Annotated in this window: 11 protein-coding genes, 1 tRNA gene and 2 pseudogenes; 7 read left to right on the forward strand and 7 right to left on the reverse strand. The window is 67.0% G+C overall.

What is annotated here, in order from left to right; genetic code table 11:
* Positions 1-160: 160 nt before the first annotated feature.
* Positions 161-1,042 carry a non-homologous end-joining DNA ligase gene (ligD, locus tag ACFWP5_RS26515; protein WP_384161417.1) on the reverse strand — a complete coding sequence of 294 codons (882 nt, stop codon included), beginning with the start codon at positions 1,040-1,042 and terminating at the stop codon, positions 161-163.
* An 83-nt stretch (positions 1,043-1,125) separates the two neighbouring features.
* Here ligD and ACFWP5_RS26520 point away from each other — a divergent pair, with 83 nt between their 5' ends.
* Entirely contained in the window at positions 1,126-2,190 is a 1,065-nt protein-coding gene (locus ACFWP5_RS26520) for a Ku protein (RefSeq protein WP_384161420.1), read from the forward strand.
* 435 nt (positions 2,191-2,625) lie between these two features.
* On the opposite strand, the gene ACFWP5_RS26525 is transcribed toward ACFWP5_RS26520, so the two are convergent.
* A complete protein-coding gene (locus ACFWP5_RS26525) occupies positions 2,626-4,488 on the reverse strand; it encodes a beta-ketoacyl-[acyl-carrier-protein] synthase family protein (protein WP_384161423.1) in 1,863 nt (620 codons plus the stop codon).
* Positions 4,489-4,889: 401 nt separating this feature from the next.
* On the opposite strand from ACFWP5_RS26525, the gene ACFWP5_RS26530 reads away from it, so the two are divergent.
* Entirely contained in the window at positions 4,890-7,277 is a 2,388-nt protein-coding gene (locus ACFWP5_RS26530; RefSeq protein WP_384161531.1) for a lamin tail domain-containing protein, read from the forward strand.
* A 36-nt stretch (positions 7,278-7,313) separates the two neighbouring features.
* On the opposite strand, the gene ACFWP5_RS26535 is transcribed toward ACFWP5_RS26530, so the two are convergent.
* Positions 7,314-8,654 carry an acyltransferase gene (locus tag ACFWP5_RS26535; protein WP_384161426.1) on the reverse strand — a complete coding sequence of 447 codons (1,341 nt, stop codon included), beginning with the start codon at positions 8,652-8,654 and terminating at the stop codon, positions 7,314-7,316.
* Positions 8,655-8,774: 120 nt separating this feature from the next.
* Here ACFWP5_RS26535 and ACFWP5_RS26540 point away from each other — a divergent pair, with 120 nt between their 5' ends.
* The 4 genes and pseudogenes from ACFWP5_RS26540 to ACFWP5_RS26555 form a co-directional block, all read left to right on the forward strand.
* Positions 8,775-9,398, forward strand: a complete 624-nt coding sequence (locus ACFWP5_RS26540) for a hypothetical protein (RefSeq protein WP_384161429.1) — start codon at positions 8,775-8,777, stop codon at positions 9,396-9,398.
* Between the two features lie 233 nt (positions 9,399-9,631).
* Positions 9,632-10,339 carry a lamin tail domain-containing protein gene (locus ACFWP5_RS26545; protein ID WP_384161431.1) on the forward strand — a complete coding sequence of 236 codons (708 nt, stop codon included), beginning with the start codon at positions 9,632-9,634 and terminating at the stop codon, positions 10,337-10,339.
* 215 nt (positions 10,340-10,554) lie between these two features.
* Entirely contained in the window at positions 10,555-10,782 is a 228-nt protein-coding gene (locus tag ACFWP5_RS26550) for a hypothetical protein (protein ID WP_384161434.1), read from the forward strand.
* 269 nt (positions 10,783-11,051) lie between these two features.
* Positions 11,052-11,396: pseudogene (locus tag ACFWP5_RS26555) on the forward strand (site-specific integrase); the annotation flags it as partial.
* Positions 11,397-11,480: 84 nt separating this feature from the next.
* On the opposite strand, the gene ACFWP5_RS26560 reads toward ACFWP5_RS26555, so the two are convergent.
* From ACFWP5_RS26560 to ACFWP5_RS26575, 4 genes and pseudogenes are all read right to left on the reverse strand, one after another.
* Complete coding sequence (locus ACFWP5_RS26560; RefSeq protein WP_384161437.1) at positions 11,481-12,551, reverse strand: hypothetical protein; 1,071 nt, start codon at positions 12,549-12,551, stop codon at positions 11,481-11,483.
* 184 nt (positions 12,552-12,735) lie between these two features.
* Positions 12,736-13,179, reverse strand: a complete 444-nt coding sequence (locus ACFWP5_RS26565) for a hypothetical protein (RefSeq protein ID WP_384161439.1) — start codon at positions 13,177-13,179, stop codon at positions 12,736-12,738.
* 661 nt (positions 13,180-13,840) lie between these two features.
* A tRNA-Arg gene (locus tag ACFWP5_RS26570) sits at positions 13,841-13,927 on the reverse strand.
* Between the two features lie 402 nt (positions 13,928-14,329).
* Positions 14,330-14,649: pseudogene (locus ACFWP5_RS26575) on the reverse strand (DNA-binding protein); the annotation flags it as partial.
* Positions 14,650-14,768: 119 nt separating this feature from the next.
* Here ACFWP5_RS26575 and ACFWP5_RS26580 point away from each other — a divergent pair.
* Positions 14,769-15,449 (forward strand): SMI1/KNR4 family protein, encoded by a 681-nt coding sequence (locus ACFWP5_RS26580; RefSeq protein ID WP_384161442.1) that lies wholly within the window; start codon positions 14,769-14,771, stop codon positions 15,447-15,449.
* The last annotated feature ends 1 nt before the right edge of the window (position 15,450 follow it).

The raw sequence follows: 15,450 nt of genomic DNA on the forward strand, positions 1-15,450 counted from the left end.
GTCGACCTCGGCGAGGCGTTCCTGGGCGATCAGCGCGATCAGCTCGGCGCCGCGCCGGGACCGTACGAAGGCCACCGAGCGCACGGGCGCAGCCCCCGGGCGGGGCGGAAGGGGCGGCAGCCCCTGGTGATGGGACGGGTAGGGGCGGCGGGGGCGAAAATCAAGGCACAACCCCCGCCCGCCCGACATCGAGCAACGGCCCCAACAGGTCCCCGTACTCCCGCAGCCGTCCCTCCATGTCCCCCGCGAGAAAGCGGAGTTGAGCCACCGACCCGCACCCCTCCACCTCCCCCCACGTAACCGGCGCAGACACCCCCGGCTCACTCCGCGCCCGCAAGGTGTACGCCGTGGCGGTGGTCTTCCGCGCAGCGTTCTGACTCCAGTCGACGAACACCTTCCCCGCCCGCAGACTCCGCGTCATCCGATGCACGACGAGCCGAGGCAAAGCCTTCTCCGCCTCCACGGCCAACTCCTTCGCATACGCGACAGCCCGCTCCGAAGACACCGGCTCCACCCCCGCCAACAGATGCAACCCCTTCGCCCCGGACGTCTTGACGTACGCCTCGATCCCGTCCGCGACGAGCCGCTCCCGCAGCCACACCGCGACCTCACAGCACTCCACGACGGTCGCCGGCGCCCCCGGATCGAGGTCGAAGACGAGCCGGTCGGCGAGGCCGGGCGCCCCGATCACCCACTGCGGCGTATGGAACTCGGTGACGAGGTTCGCCGCCCACATCAGACTCGCCAGATCCTGCACCAGCACCATCCGGGCCGGCCCCTCCGACCGGGGCACTTCCGCGGTGGTGACCCAGTCGGGCGTACCCGGCGGCACGTTCTTGGCGAAGAAGACCTGACCCTCCGGCCCGTCCGGATACCGCAGGAAGGACACCGGCCGGTCACGCAGATGGGGCAGCAGAACCTCGGCCGTGGTCGCGTAGTAGTGCAGAACCTCGCCCTTGGTGAACCCGGTCGCCGGGTACAGCACCTTGTCCAGGTTGCTGAGCGCGAGCCTTCGCCCCTCCACCTCTGTGATCGGCGTCATACGATGAGAATCCCACGGAAACGTGACGAACCGGACGCGATCCGGAATCGGAAACCGGAAGTGAAGCCGGAATCGGAAGGCGGGTGCGGCAGGTGCGATCCATATGGAACGGCGCCATCTCCTTCGGCCTGGTCAGCATCCCGATCAAGCTGGTGAACGCGACCGAGAGCCACTCCATCTCCTTCCGCCAGATCCACACGGAGGACGGCGGCCGTATCCGCTACCGCAAGGTCTGCGAACTGGAGGACCGCGAGGTCGCCCAGGCCGAGATCGGCAAGGCGTACGAGGCCGCGGACGGCACGATGATCCCGATCACGGACGAGGACCTGGCCCAGTTGCCGATCCCGACCGCGAAGACGATCGAGATCGTGGCGTTCGTGCCGGCCGACCGGATCGACCCGCTCCAGATGGACGCGGCGTACTACCTCTCCGCGAACGGCGTCCCCGCGGCCAAGCCGTACACGCTGCTGCGCGAGGCGCTGAAGCGGAGCCAGAAGGTGGCCATCGCGAAGTACGCGCTGCGGGGCCGGGAACGCCTCGGCATGCTGCGCGTGGTCGATGACGTGATCGCCATGCACGGCCTGCTCTGGCCGGACGAGATCCGCGTCCCCGAGGGCGTCGCCCCCGACACGAACGTCACCGTCCGCGACAAGGAACTCGACCTCGCGGACGCCCTGATGGACACGCTGGGCGAGGTCGACCTCGACGACCTCCACGACGACTACCGCGAAGCGGTCGAGGAGATGATCACCGCGAAGGCCTCCGGCGAACAGCCCGCGGCATCTCCGTCCCCGGCCCCCGGTGCGAAGGTCCTCGACCTGATGGCGGCCCTGGAGAAGAGCGTCCGCGAGGCGAAGGAGTCGCGCGGAGAGGAAACGGACGGCAAGGAAACGGGAACGAAGGCCGAGGTCAGACGTATCTCACCCCGAGCAACCCCCAAACAGACCCCCGGCAAGAAGTCGACCTCCACGGCAACGAAGAAGACGACATCGGCGAAGAAGTCCCAGTCCCAGGCATCGGCACCGGCGAAGAAATCAACACGGACGACCAAAAAGCCGACGGCGACGAAGTCAACGGCGACCAAGTCCACCGCCGCCGCGAAGAAGACCCCACCAAAGAAGGCAACTCCCCGCAAACGAACGGCCTGAGCGGCAGCCCCCTCGCCGGTCCCGCGCAGCGTTACCCCACCCGCCGTCACCGCGACGAAGCCCACGGCGACCGCGAAGAACCCCTCGGCGAAGACCCGGCAACGAAGCCCCCCGGCAAGCCAACCGCTTGAGCCGCAGCCTCCTTGCCGGTCCCGCGCAGCGTTACCCCACCCACCGCCCCCGCGACCGCGAAGAAACCCCCGGCAAGGACCCCGGCAACGAAGCTATCCCCGCGCAAGCGAACGGCCTGATCTGCAGTCCCTTCGCCAGCCCCCCCGCGTAGCGTCACCCACCCACCGCCACGGCAACCAAGCCCACCGTCACCGCGAAGAAAACCCCGCCGAGCTCCCCGCCCAGGCCCCCGCCAAAGAAGGCCCCCGCAAGCGAACTCCCTGAGCCCCAGCCCCCCGCCCCCTCGCCGGTCCCCGCGAAGCGCTACCCCACCCGCCGCAAAGCCAACACAGCGTTATGCCCCCCAAACCCAAACGAATTGCTCAACGCGAGATCCCCGTCCCCAGGCCGCCCCGCAGGCAACTCCCGAGCCACCCCCGTCACCACATCAAGCCCGATCGCGTCATCCAGCTCACTCACCGCCCCCACAGTCGCCGGCACCACCCCGTGATGCAGCGTGAGCACCGTCGCCACGGCCTCGACCCCGCCCGCAGCCCCCTGCAGATGACCGAGATGCCCCTTGATCGCGGTGACAGGAACGTTTCTCCGGCCGAATACCGCCCGCAATGCCCCCGCCTCGGCGAGATCCCCCTCCACCGTCGCCGTGGCGTGCGCGTTCACGTGGACGACGTCCACGACATGCCCGCCCGCGTCCCGCACCGCCCGGCGCACGGCGAGTGCGACCCCGGCCCCGGACGGATCCGGCGCCGCCATGTGGTGCGCGTCGGCGGACAGCCCCCACCCGGCGGCCTCGCAGTAGATCCGCGCTCCACGCGCGCGTGCGTGTTCCTCGGCCTCCAGGACGAGCACCCCCGCACCCTCCCCGTTCACGAACCCGTCCCGGTCCTTGCCGAACGGCCGTGACGGCGACGAACCGTCCGCCAACCCCCGCGTGGACAACGCCCGCATCGCCGCGAACGACGCCATGATCGCCGGCGTGACGACCGCCTCGGCCCCGCCCGCGAGGGCGATGTCGACACGGCCGTACCGTATGCGGTCGATGGCCGCCCCGATCGCCTCGGTGCCGGAGGCACACGCCGCTGTGACGGTGCGGGCCTCGCCGGTGATGTGCAGGTCGAGGGAGACCTGGGACGCGGCCTGCGACGGAACGGTCATCGGGGTGGTGAGCGGCGAGACGCCGCGCGGCCCCTTGTCCCGCAGCTTGCGGTCACCGCCGACGAGCACGGACGCGTCCCCGAGGATCGCCCCGAGGCTCACGCCGACCCGTTCCGGATCGAGCCCGCTCTCCCGGGTGCCGCCCGCCACGAACCCGGCGTCACCCCACGCCTCCCGCGCGGCGAGCACGGCGAACTGCGCGGCCCGGTTCATCCGCCGCGCCGCCTGACGCGGCAGCAGTTCCGCCGGATCGACGGGCACGGTCCCGGCCAGCCGCACGGGCAGTTCCGCGAACTCCTCGCCGTCCAGCTCCCGTATCCCGTGCCGACCGTCGAGCAGCCCCCGCCACAGCTCGTCGACCCCGACCCCGAGCGGTGTGACGGCCCCCAGCCCGGTGACCACGACCCGCCGCGGCCCGGCCACGGCCGCCGCACGCTCCGGCCGCGGATGATGCCGTACGACGAACTCGCCACCGACCCCCGCACCAGCCCCCGGCGCTCCCGCACCAGCAGCCGCCGCACCAGCCCCCGGCGCCTCCGAGCCGGCCCCCGCACCACCCCACCCGCGCACCTGCGCATCGGTCACGACGTCATCCCCCGTCCCCCCGTCGAGGTCCCGATGCCACACACCCCAACGCCGTACGTACGACTCCTCGTCGGCCGCCGGATCGACCACCCGCAGCGAGGTCACCCGGTCGCCCTCCCGGAACTCGACGGACGTGAGGTCGTCGGAGACGAGTCGCGGCACCGCCCCGGCGTCCAGTCGCCGGCACGCGCTGGTCACGCGGCGGTCGCGGTCGAGCACCTCGTCGTGGTCCGTCCCGCCGAGCGGAGGCCGCAGGGTGACCCGGATCGTCTCGGGCGTCTCGGGGAGGGTGTGGGTCACGACGTACCAGCAGGCGCGTTCGGCGTCGTCCGGGGTCAGGGCGATCAGGTCGCCCGGGATGACTTCGGCGGCGGTCACCGGGTGGGGAGCGAAGGGGACTTGGGATGAATCGGACGAATTGGACATATCTGTACACGCTTCCTGGGGACGGAACGGGCTTATGCCCTATGGCAAACCATCCCGAAGTGAACTAGATCAAATCGGAAAAAGCCACGGTTGAAAGATGAACCTGTTGCACTCCCGAGGCCCTCAAGGGCCGCCCGAATGGGGTGAGTTGCCCGGATTAGTCAACGGACTTATGTGTGGAACGTCACTTTCGCCGTCGCGGCCGCCGTCCCCGCACTCACTTGTTCCCGGGATTTAACGTGAGGCCCTCTGGCAACTCCCTTTCTACGCGCGTAACTTGAGCCGACTCCCCACAGGCACCCGGTATCGGCAGCTACACGAAGCACGAGGAGACCGCCAGCGTGTCCAGACCTGAAGGGCGCAGACCCCGCGCCCGCCGCACCGCCCAAGCGATCGTCTCGGTGGGCGCGGCGGGAGCGTTCGCCTTCACCGCCCTGCCCACCGCGTCCGCAACTCCCTCTGCCTCGGCGGTCATTGCCGAGGTGTACGGCGGCGGGGGCAACTCGGGAGCGACCCTGACCCGGGACTTCGTCGAACTCGGCAACGCCGGTGCGACGGCCTACGACCTGTCGGGATACAGCGTCCAGTACCTGTCCGGTACGCCTTCCTCCGGCTCCACTTGGCAGGTCACCGCGCTCACCGGCGCGATCGCCCCCGGCGCCCGCTACCTGGTCGGCGAGGGCACCGGCAGCGGCGGCACGACCGCGCTGCCGACCACCGACGCCACCGGCTCGATCGCGATGAGCGCCACCTCCGGCACGATCGCCCTGGTCTCCGGCGCCACCGCGCTGACCTGCAAGACCGCCGCGGACTGCGCGGCCGACCCGAGCGTCGTCGACCTCACGGGCTACGGCACCGCGGTCGTCCGCGAGGGCAGCGGCCCGGCCACCGGCGCCTCCAACACGGCCGCCGTCGCCCGCGCCGACTCGCTCGCCGACACCGACGACAACGCGGCGGACTTCACGAGTGGTACCCCGTCACCGGTCAACTCGGCCGGACAGACGCCGGGTTCGGGCGACGGCGGAGGTGACGGCGGTGGCGGCGGCTCGCCCACCGACCCCGGCACCGTCCGCGTCCACGACATCCAGGGCACGACCCGTCTCTCGCCGTACTCCGGCCAGACGGTCACCCGCGTCCCGGGCATCGTCACCGGCGTCCGCAGCAGCGGTTCCCTCGGCTACTGGATCCAGGACCCGGCACCCGACACCGACCCGCGCACCAGCGAGGCCGTGTTCGTCTACACCGGTTCCGCCAAGCCCACCGTGGCGGTGGGTGATTCGGTCCTGGTCACCGGCAAGGTCAGCGAGTACTACCCGAGCAGCACCAGCCAGTCGAACACCGAGATCGCCGGCCCGACCACCACGGTCCTCTCCAGCGGCAACGCCCTTCCCGACGCCGTCGCGCTGAACGCCACCTCGGTTCCCGACGCCTACATCCCGACCGCGTCCGGCGGCAGCATCGAGTCCCTCGCCCTCCAACCGACCGTCTACGCCCAGGATTTTTACGAGTCCCTGGAGGGCGTGCGGGTCACCTTCGCCGACGCCCGAGTGGTCGGCGCGAGCGACGCGTACGGCGAGCTGTGGGTCACCGTGAAGCCGGACGAGAGTGCCACGGCGCGCGGCGGCACCCTCTACTCCTCGTACGACCAGCCCAACACCGGCCGTATCGAGGTGATGTCGCTCGACACCACCTCAACCTTCCCCGTGGCCAACGTCGGTGACGAACTGTCAGGCGCGACCACCGGTCCCCTCGACTACTCCACCTACGGCGGCTACAACGTCCAGGCCACCCAGCTCGGCACGCTCGTCGACAACGGTCTGAAGCAGGAAGTGACACGCCGTCAGAAGAAGGACGAGCTGGCGGTAGCCACGTACAACGTGGAGAACCTGGACGCGCTCGACACCCAGGAGAAGTTCGCCCGCCTCGCCGAGGGCGTCGCGGTCAACCTCAACTCGCCCGACATCGTGGCCCTGGAGGAGATCCAGGACGACAACGGTGCGACGAACGACGGCACGGTGACGGCCGAGGCCACCCTGAAGCGTTTCACGGACGCGGTCCGCGCGGCCGGCGGCCCGGTGTACAAGTGGCGTTACATCTCGCCGACCAACGACGAGGACGGCGGCGAACCCGGCGGCAACATCCGCCAGGTCTTCCTCTTCAACCCCAAGCGGGTCTCCTTCACCGACCACAAGGGCGGCGACGCGACCACCGCCACGAGCGTGGTGAAGACCCGCAAGGGCGTCGAACTCACCTACTCCCCGGGCCGTATCGACCCGACCAACGCGGCCTGGGAGGACAGCCGCAAGCCCCTGGCCGGCGAGTTCACCTTCCAGGGCGAGCAGGTCTTCGTGATCGCCAACCACTTCATCTCCAAGGGCGGCGACCAGCCGATCCACGGCCGCTACCAGCCCCCGGCCCGCAGCTCCGAGACGCAGCGCGCGGCCCAGGCGGCGGAGGTCAACACCTTCGTCACGTCCCTGCTGGCGGCGGACAAGAACGCCAAGGCGGTCGTCCTCGGCGACCTGAACGACTACGAGTTCTCGCAGACGGTGACCACTCTGACGGCCGGCAAGGTCCTCAAGCCCCTGATCACCACCCTCCCGGCCGCCGAGCGCTACACCTACGTCTACGACGGCAACTCCCAGACCCTGGACCACATCCTGACCAGCCCCGCGGTGACGTCCTTCAACTACGACGTCGTGCACATCAACGCGGAGTTCGCGGACCAGGCGAGCGACCACGACCCGCAGATCGTCCGGATCGACCTGTCGAAGTGCCGTAGGCGCTGAGGCCGAAGTTCCCTAAGCAACAAGGCAGTTGGAGGGTCAGCCACCAAGGCTGTTGTGCAGTGACGGGGCGGGACGGCGCACGCTGTTCCGCCCCGTCACCATGACCAGCCCGACCCCCACCGCGAGACCCAGCGCGGGCAGCACCGGGAACCGCCCGTCATAGGCGAACCCGTGCCCGGCGAACCATGTCAGCGCACTCACACTCGCCGCCAGGCCGACCCACAACGCCCAAGGCCGACGCGGGAGTTCAAACGGGAGATCACCCGGCCGCGTCCGCTCGTACGCCAACGCGAGCCCACGTTCCAACGGCCGCAGCGCCGCTACGACCCCCACCAGCACGACCCCGAGCACGGCCAGCCAGGGCACCCGCAGCGCCCACCAACTCCCCGACCCGTAGGCGGGTTCGGGAGCGAGCCCGGTGAGATAGAAGGCGGCGGCGATGATCAGCACCGGCAGCATGTGCCACAGGTAGAGCGTCATGCTGGCGCCGCCCAACGGGCGTACCAGTCCCCAGAGTTGCTCGCGTTCCAACAGCCGTCGTAGCACGGGCGCGAGAAGCAGCGCCAGCCCCACCTGGCCGACTGCCCAGGCCAGCATCGCGGCGGACGGGGGATTGGTGTTGCTGGGGCTCTGTCCGGTCACCAGGATCAGGCTCACCGGGAACGGCCCGAGGGCGACCAGCACGGCGAAGGCGACCGCACCGCCCGCGGCCATGCAGGCGGGGAGGGCGGACCGTTCGGTGAGAAGCATGTCCCGCCAGCAGAAACCCAGTTGATAGGCGACGCCCCACACGAGCACGTAGTCGATCAGCCCGACGAAGGGCGCGTGCACGGTGACCACCAGTGTGTCGGCGACCAGGGCGACCACCCCCATCGCCACGGGCACACGCAACCCCCACCGCCGATGTGCCGCGTGCAGAACCGGAGTTGCCGCGCTGAGCAGCAGATACACCGGCAGGAACCAGAACTGCATGGCCATGGCCCACCCGACGAGCGCGAGGATGCCGGGGTCCACCCCGACCACCGAGCAGATCGCCACGGCGACCAGCACCAGCCCGCTGTACACCCCGGCCGGCAGCAGCAGCCGTAGCGCCCGCTGCCCCACCCAACCGGTCGCCGTACGGCCCTCGGTGCGGGCCCGCGCCCAGGAACCGCCTGCGGCATGTCCGCCGGCCAGGAAGAACAGCGGCATGATCTGGAAGCCCAGGGTGAGCCACTGCGTCCAGGGCACGGTGGCGAGCAACTCCGGTGCGCTGATTACCCCGTTGGGGTCCCGCACCAATCCGGTGATCAGCCAGTGCCCGAACACCACCAGCACGATCGCCCACGCCCGCAGAAAGTCGACGTAGCGATCCCGGCCCCCGCTCAAGGTCCCCATGGGACGTCATGGTGCCGTCGGTGGGCGGTAGTTGTGGGGGAGTGGCGCCGTCCCGCAACCAATCCGTGCCCGTCATGACACCGGCACTACTTCCGCGGCGTCCAACCGGGTTCGTACACCGTGAGCTACCCCGCCACCGGCACGGTCTCCCCGACCGAAAGCCTTTCCCTGCCCGGCACTTGGACCCAGTGCGCGCTGTCGGGCGGCACGCGCGCGGTCTCCGGCACGAAGACCGTCGCGTTCGGAGCACAGGGCAAGTTCGCCTACACCACGACGAGTTCAGCAAGCGCCTGCACCACAGCCACCTTCGGCGACCCGGCGAGCGGCATCGCGAAGGCCTGCTACGTCCAGTCCGCACCGCCGACCACGAACGTCTGGTCCCAGTGCGCGACCGAGAACGCCACCTGCGCCTTCACCGGCGCGATGACAGTGGCCTACGGCGCGAACGGCAGCTACCGCTACGCGACGTTGTCCGACGGCACCCCCTGCACCAACGCGGTCTTCGGCGACCCGATCTCAGGCACGGCGAAGTCCTGCCACGTCGTATCGCCGCCCCCATCCTTCGCGACCTGGACGACATGCGCGGCGGAGAACGGAGCCTGCTCCTTCTCAGGCACGCACGAGGTGGCGTACGGAGCCAACGGTCAGTACTTCTACGGCTCGTTCAACGGCGGCACCCCCTGCACCAACGGGGTGTTCGGTGACCCGGCATCAGGAACGGCGAAGAACTGTTACTACCAGTAACAATGCGCAGGTGGGAGGCCCACCGTTACTCACTTTCGGGTGACGCTCCCGGCGGGCCTGGGGTGGCGCACCCTGGCGACCGCGGAGCTCGGCCCAGTGCCCACAAGACCCCTCCGCTCGCCAGGGCGTCAACCTGGTGCATCACGCACATAAATGGACGGTACAGGCGACAGTGACGGAAATACGACCGACTCGTAACACGATTCACGTATCGCTCATATCCCATCCGCCCGGTGGAGAAGGTGTGGGTGCGCGGCCAACAGGCCGCCACCCGCACACCGCACAGCCCGGGATCCGGCCGTAGCCGTATCCAGGGAGGTGCCCGCACCATGCTGGGGGAACCCGTGACCTCTTCACCTTCCGTGTCCGTCCGCCGTCTGGCCGCAGCCGCTCTCGCGGCCGGCGCTCTCGTCGGCGCGGCGGCACTGCCGGCGACCGCTGCCGACCACCACGCGGCCCGGGCGAACGTGGAGATCAGCCGCGTGCAGTACGACTCTCCGGGACCGGAGGACCGCTCCAACCGCTCCCTGAACAACGAGTGGGTGGAGATCACCAACCACACCCGCAGCGCCGTCAACCTCGACGGCTGGAAGCTGTCGAACAAGGACGGCCAGACCTACACCTTCCGCCACTACCGCCTCGACGGCCACGCCACCGTCCGCGTCCACACCGGGGTGGGCCGCGACACCAACCGCGACCTCTACCAGGACCGCCACAACTACGCCTGGGACAACCGCTCCGACACCGCCACCCTCCGCAGCGACCACCGCCGCCTCGTGGACGACACGTCCTGGGGCAACCACGAGGGCGGCCACGGTGGTGGCGGTCACAACGGCGGTGGCGGCCACAATGGTGGTGGCGGTCACAACGGTGGTGGCGGCCACAACGGCGGTGGCGGTCACAACGGTGGCGGCGGCCACGGTGGCGGCGGCCACCACTGATCACCCGCACTACGACGTCATGACGCTACGACGCCGTGACGCCATGAGGTGACGTGAGACCTGCGGCGCGCTTCCCCATCCAGGGGCGGCGCGCCGCTCGCGTCTGTGCCGGAGGGGCTGGTCGGCAGCTTGCTCGCCCGCCCGCCCGCCCGCACCGAGGGCACGTATGGGTAGCCTCGTCCGGACCACACAGCAGCGTCGGGGGCGTTCACGCGATGGCGAAGAAGCCGGTACGCGCGGCACTGGGAGACATCTGGCTCAAGTGCCAGGTCTGCCAAGGAGATCTGTTCCGAGAGCGGGGCATCCTCCTCAACAGCACCGGCATGGAATTCATGAAGCTGGCCTGGGCCGACGAGAACGCCACCGGCCTGATCTGCTGGCGCTGCGGCTACGTCCACCTGTTCGTGAACAAGGACATCAAGCTCTACCGGGCGGACAAGTAGCAAAGACCGTGGAACCAAGTGGACTGGTCGGCCGGCCTGTTGGGATCGGCAGCCGACACCGGAGAGGCTATTTGGCCACCGGAGAGGCGAGTTGGCGAACGACGCGAGCAACGCGAATCCGAACCGCCTCACCTCCGCACACGGCGTCTACTGAGTCCCGGCAACCGGTCCGGCGGCCTGGGCCCGCTCTACGGCGAGTAGGTGCGCGAGGCCATCGCGCGAGCTGTCGAGCGTGGCGAGCATCTGCAAACGGGTCTGCTCGAAGTGACCGGGCTCACGTGAAGGAGTTCGGGACTGCTAAGGAAGAGCGCGTGTTCGGCAATGAGCGCGGGGGAGTGGTCGGCTCATCCACCTACTGGCGGGTGTGGGAGGAGGCCCGAGACTATGCGTTGCCGCCGGAGCGTGCCGCCTCACCGTTGGCTGGACGTCCGTACGACCTGCGGCACGCGTGCATCACGCGGTGGCTGAACGCCGGGGTGCCGATCGCTGAGGTGGCCCGGCGGGTCGGCAACTCCCCAGAGGTAATTCACCGTCGATACCACGGCCGCGTTGACGGCCATGAAGAAGCAGCCAATGCGAAGATAGCAAAGGCACTGAAGGATGAGGGTGATTGATCCTAGCGGGCTCAAGAGGCAGGTGGCGCCGCGCTGTCAGCGGCGCCTGCTGCTTAGGTAGAAATCGTAACGACAATTTTCTGGTCACGGAGCATCCACGGGAAGCGCGGCCGGATTATGCCCGAAAGACGGCAGGACGACGAATTGTCCTGATCCAATGGGTTGCTCGACGGAAGCGTTCCTGATGCGTTGAGCCCAGCCCTTCGGCCATTTAGTGGTGCGCTCATCCCAGATTAGCCAGCTTAGGTCTATTCCAGTTAGTTTAGCCGTCCGGAGGTCAGAATTTCGAAAATCGTTAGCTGTGTTCCTCAACTCTTTGATAGCGCTTTCCAGATCCCTTGCGCGATTCTCGGCTAGATCTCCCTCTATGGCCAGGAGGAGGGTATGGGCTCGCTCGCGAGCACGAATCAAATCCCGACCTATCGATCGATCGAGAGCGCGAGCCAGATCCAGGGCGCGGGCGCGGGCGTAGATGATTTCGATGGCGATCTCATTCGTCAATTCTTCGGCGCGTGCGCGAATGATCGAGAGGTCGAGAGCGAACGTGAATTCATGGAACGGGTTGTCGTCCCCCTCTGTGCCGTAGGTGCCATTGATGTCACGGTCGAGGGCATCATCAAGAACACTCGCGAGGTTCCGAATGAAGGTACGGACAGTCGTTCGCTGATCTGCGGTTCGGAGGGCTTGATCGCGGTCCAGGGCTGCGTTAAGTTCACGGGCGTGCAGGCGGTCACTGGCGCGATCACGGTCTAGAGAATCGGGACTGGTAAGCGATAGTTCGAGGTTTTGCGTCATCTTTCGCGCTAGTAGGAGTGCGCGGGGTTTGTCGATTTGAAGGCTGAAATTTTCTTGACGAATATCGGCCTCAAGGTCAAGAGAGAGTGCCATCGATATGTCACGAGCGAGGCTGCGAGTCAATTCTCGAATGTAGGGATAGTCGAGGTTCTGGGGACGGTCGCTATCCAGGGCGCGGACCAGCGACTGTCCGCGTTCACGAGCTTTGCCTAGGTCGAGGTTCCTGGCCAGACTATTGGCCATATCGCATGCGCCTGCGAGTGCATCGGCCACTTGTTGGATGTTAGAGCGGTGGTAAAGGCGATCGGTCGCTGGCCTTTCTTTCATCCGTTCAGTGGTGGTGGTGATTCCCTTGGTCACTTCGCCCTTTTCCGCGGTGGAAATATCTGCGGGCCGCAGTGAAGTGCGTTGAGCCTGGATAGGGTGGAAAGCCAAAGCCGCGCGGAGCCAAAATGTGAAGCTTGACTCGGGTGAGAGACTGCGTCGCGTGTGGCTTGGGATTGCAGCTAGTTGGTCGCGTATGGCGCGTAGGAAAGAGGGATTGTCACTGGCCATCGGGACTCCCGTGGTCTGTGGCAGGGGTTACATGTTGAGTGTGCTGCTTGTCTGTATTGCTCGAATGTTCCGAGGTTTCGAGGCGCGCGGGCGAGGGTGTGAAAGCCTCGTTATCGAGCCGCTCATCAAAGGCGGATTCTTGCTTCTTTGGTAAAGTCCCCTCGGCTAACTGCTGGATAAACATAGGGGCCGCGATTCCTAAAGTAAGGGCTCCTAGAGAGCCCGTTACCTGGTTGGCTGAAGCGTATGCGGCGTTGATTCCGCCAGCCATGAAGAATCGTATTGCCACTGCCGCCACATAAGGTTTCGCTTGGGCGCGTCCGTCGAGCTTCCAAGGGAACTCGTTGTTTTGGCGATAGAGTTGCCACATCTCTTTCGCTTCGATTAGCCCAGCACCCAGCAAACCCCAGAGGCATGCCTCCCATATCGCCATCGCAGCCCCCCTCTGGCCAAGATATACCTATGAACTACGCCCTACGCGGCAAGGCGGTCCATCACGATCCCGCTCAGAAGTAGCAGACTAGCTGGCATGATCGTGACCCTTTCGGGGAAGTTGCTCAAGATCAAAAATAACCTCTCTGCTCATAGTGTTCCCCGGGCAGTTCCTGGCCAGTCCCGGAATCTGTAGATCCATTTACATGGCTGCCTGTGCGCCCTTGCCTTCAACTTTCGTCCACGGAGCCCGTTCCGTGGTGGCCAATTGACCAAGCGCACCCATCAAGGTCGGTATGCCTAGTTCCCAGAGGTAAGGGTCATGCCAGCCTTGCTCCCGTCCAGCCACCCGCCCCGGGCTTTTTCGGGAGTGCAGCTAGAACCTTTCGGCTGACCCACCTGATCGCTGGCGGCTGAGGCCAAATCTCCGATCAGGTCGCATCCGTCGGCGATCAGGCCCGCCAATCCATCACCTCTCGGATCATCCTCAACGCCGCTGGCGCGGCATGCCGCAGCGCATTACGGCTGACGAGTGTGTCGGAGGTGTGTCGCGAACGCTGAGAGACAACGAGAAAGAGCGGGAGTCAGTGAGACTGACTCCCGCTCTCTCATGCTGGCATCCGCACAGGTCAGAACCCGGTTTTAAGTCTCTGACTGGCGAGTGCCCCCGGCAGGATTCGAACCTGCGCACACGGCTCCGGAGGCCGTCGGATTCCCGTGTTTTTTCGCAGGTCAGCGGCTTATCTGGCACTCTGTCAGGCCCGTCGTCCCGCGCATGTCCCGCGAGAATGAAATGGCCTATTCGCTCGCCTTGTCCGGATCATTCCCTGTCGCGGCCGATCCATGCACCATGACGTGGATCAAGACTTCCTCGGGCAAGCGTAGGGGTATACGGTGCGCCCCTCAATCGAACAGGGAGGCTGTCCGGAGCGCGCAGGTAGGCCAAGCGAGCCGGTTGTGCGCCGGGGGTGGCGGGGCTGCTCCCGCATGGTGGCAGGTTGAACGATGGCTGGCGGGCGTGTCCCGCCGTCTCTCGTCCGGATGCCTTGAGGGCATTCGTTCATGCTGGGCTTCCGGCAGGCCGGGTGGGAGGTCCATCGTTGACGAGGTGCCGTAGTCGCCACCACGTGCTGGCCTGCGAGTTGGTGTTGGCCGCACAGCGCGGTCAGGTCCTCGGGGTCCGAGGTGAAGATCGTGACAGGGCTGGGGGCGACGATTGCTATGGCGCTGAGCATGGCGTATTTGTGGCCGTGCAGGCCGGTGTCGGCGAGAAGGGCTGCGGCGCGACGGGTGACGGGCTCGGTGACCGGCTCGACGGCCAGGCAGGAGAGTGTCCACTCCAGGGCCGGGCGGTTGATCCGGGGGTGGACCACCTCCACCAGGGGGCCGCGTACGTGATCGCGCGCAGGTCGTCGGCGCAGGCCAGGGCGAGCCATCCGGTGACGGATCGGTCGCGCAGTACGGCCTTGGCTGACCATCCCCGCCCTTCCTGGCGGCATCCTGGTCATGGACAGAGAGGGCCGGGCCGACGCTGCGAGCTGTTCCTTTAGGCGTCGTTCTCTCGCCGTTGGCGGGGAGCCTGATCAGCTGGTGAGGTCCAGCCCCAAGCCCTATGGTTCGATTGGCGAAAACACCACCACTCCCGAATGGGAAAGGGTTCGAATGAACGCCTTTACATCTGACGCGGCATATCAATTTGAAGAACTGTGGCAAAGATTTGAGTCGTGGCTCATTCATAATGCGCGTGAAGATCATCAGGCGCTTCGTCCAGGTGCCACCAGCGCGGAGATATCCAACCTGGAACGGGAGATCGGGTTCTCGGTCAATGATGATCTTAAGCTGCTACTCTCGAAGCGCAACGGTGTTGCCCCGCGTCGGTCGAGCATGCAGGCCGGCGCCTTCCTCCTCGGTTACAGCCTGCTCGACACGGAGGGGATTCTGGAGTGGCAGCAGAAACTCGCCGCAATGTCGCGGGAGGCCGCAGAAGACGGCTACGAGGAAGAGGTGGTCGGGTACATCGCGCATGAGCGGTGGGTGCCCTTCGCGCAAAGCCTCACCGGCGATCTGTTGTTCATCGACCACCGGAGCGACCACTACGGGGACATAGGGGAAATTTCGTTCGGTGCCCCTGAGTATCTCTGGCTGTGGCCGGGTATGCGTTTGATGCTTCACGACCTGTGCGACTCGGTCGAGGGTATGTCTCCTCTTCCCACGCTGGGCCGCCGCCCTTCAGTTCATGAAGGACGCATGGTGGAGTGGGTTGCTGCCTGAC

It is taken from the genome of Streptomyces sp. NPDC058469 (assembly GCF_042721125.1).
Lineage (GTDB): Bacteria > Actinomycetota > Actinomycetes > Streptomycetales > Streptomycetaceae > Streptomyces.

What these genes read in the sequence shown, in the direction of transcription:
- ACFWP5_RS26550 (WP_384161434.1), top strand. Translation starts at nt 10,555, where the DNA reads ATGGCGAAGAAGCCGGTACGCGCGGCACTGGGAGACATCTGGCTCAAG.
- ligD (WP_384161417.1), bottom strand. Translation starts at nt 1,042, where the DNA reads ATGACGCCGATCACAGAGGTGGAGGGGCGAAGGCTCGCGCTCAGCAAC.
- ACFWP5_RS26525 (WP_384161423.1), bottom strand. Translation starts at nt 4,488, where the DNA reads ATGTCCAATTCGTCCGATTCATCCCAAGTCCCCTTCGCTCCCCACCCG.
- ACFWP5_RS26565 (WP_384161439.1), bottom strand. Translation starts at nt 13,179, where the DNA reads ATGGCGATATGGGAGGCATGCCTCTGGGGTTTGCTGGGTGCTGGGCTA.
- ACFWP5_RS26535 (WP_384161426.1), bottom strand. Translation starts at nt 8,654, where the DNA reads ATGGGGACCTTGAGCGGGGGCCGGGATCGCTACGTCGACTTTCTGCGG.